Here is a 1,694-nt window from a genome sequence, read left to right on the forward strand (position 1 = left end):
TGCTGGACGTGGCCAACTCGGTCATCGACGGTACCGATGCGGTGATGCTGTCGGCCGAAACTGCGGCTGGTGCCTATCCGGTCAAGGCGGTCGAGGCGATGGCCCGCATCTGCCTGGGGGCCGAGCGCCAGTTCCAGACCGAAACCGACTTCAATGCCTCGCCGCGCAATCTGGAGCGTGCCGATCAGGCGATTGCCATGGCCACCATGTTCCTGTCCCAGCACGTGGGCGTGCGTGCCATCGTGGCGATGACCGAATCCGGTGGTACCGCCCGTTATCTGTCGCGCTTCCGTGCCAAGGCGCCGATCTACGCGGTGACCCGTCACGACGGTGCACGCCGGCAGATGGCGCTGATGCGCGATGTGTTCCCGATCAATTTCGACAGCCGTGGCTTCACCCCGCGCGAGGCCGCACGTGGCAGCATCCGCCTACTGGTTGAATCCGGCCTGCTGGAAGGCGGCGACCGCGTGGTGTTCACCAGCGGTGAGCACATGGAAACGCACGGCGCCACCAACACGCTGCGCTTGCTGGAAGTGGGTGCAGACGGCCGCGCGGCAGGTCTGGGCGAGCTGTAATCCCGCGCCGCCCGGCCATGCGGTGGCCGGGCGGGCATAGGATGAATGAAGGCCTGCCTGTACGGCATCCGTGCAGGCATGTTCATGCAGGTTGGGGGATGCTTGCTCTACTGGTGCCGTCGGTCCTGACAGGGACACGGCGGTAGTGGAGCCCCGGTGGTCACACGCAAGTGTGGTTGCCAACTGCATGAGGACGCCGTTTTGCATCATCCCCGATGGCTGTTGGCAGCGACGATCACTGTCCTGCTGGGTGCTTGTTCACCGAGTCCACAATCCCCCGCGTCAGCAGCGACGTCGCCGGATTCCGAAGCGGCTGCTGCCAGAACGCCCGTCGCCGGCAGCACGGTGCAGGCTGAAACCTGGGAACTGCCGGAAGAGGCGCTCAACCGTGCCACCCTCGAATCGCGTTTCGGTGCAGGCAATATCCGCGAGGAATCCCGCGCTGGGCCAGAAGGTGAGCCGGCTTCGTATCCGGTGCTTGTCCTGTTCCCCGATGAACCCAGCCAGCGGCTCGAACTGGTCGTCAATAGCGGGCGCCCTGATGCGGCGTTCCCGGTAATCCGGGTTTCCGAGCCAAGCTCACGTTGGCACGATGCCACCGGCCTGCGCACCGGCATGAGCCTGGACGAACTGGTGGCGCTGAATGGAGCGCCGGTCACCTTCTATGGCTTGGGCTGGGACTATGGCGGTACGGTGGCCGATTGGCACGGCGGTCGGTTGGGCAGTGACGAGGGGGCCAAGCGCGTGCGCTCGGTGATCCTCGCTGCGCGCGAAGGTGCTGATGCGCAAGCGTTGCCGACCGGTGACAGCCAGTTTCGCAGCGATGATGCTGGCTGGCCCAAGGCCGGCAAGGATCTGCAGGTGAGCGAGGTTGGTATTCGCTGGCCTTGAGTCCGCAGCGGGACCTGCGGGCGTCGGTCCGGACAGGTTTTGTCCGCCAGGGACATGATGGAAACGGTTGCAGGCCATGGCTGGGGACAGGCCGTGTGCCGGGCGGGCTATAATCGCGTTTTACCTCCATCCTCCCTGTTACAGGAAACGCAATGAGCATCGAACTGCTGGCAGAAACCGCCCAGGCCATGGTCGCCCCGGGCAAGGGCATCATCGCCATCGACGAAT

2 protein-coding genes are annotated in these 1,694 nt (G+C 65.0%); both read left to right on the plus strand.

All coding sequences use genetic code 11. The annotated features are described in order from the left end of the window. Positions 1-575 (plus strand): pyruvate kinase (locus RT460_RS19485; RefSeq protein WP_313321373.1); only part of this gene is annotated, 575 nt, incomplete at its 5' end. 345 nt (positions 576-920) lie between these two features. After that, positions 921-1,466: a hypothetical protein gene (locus RT460_RS19490; RefSeq protein ID WP_313321374.1), complete on the plus strand. Its 546-nt coding sequence runs from the start codon at positions 921-923 to the stop codon at positions 1,464-1,466. Positions 1,467-1,694 lie beyond the last annotated feature (228 nt).

It is taken from the genome of Stenotrophomonas sp. (assembly GCF_032061965.1).
Classification (GTDB): Bacteria; Pseudomonadota; Gammaproteobacteria; order Xanthomonadales; family Xanthomonadaceae; genus Stenotrophomonas.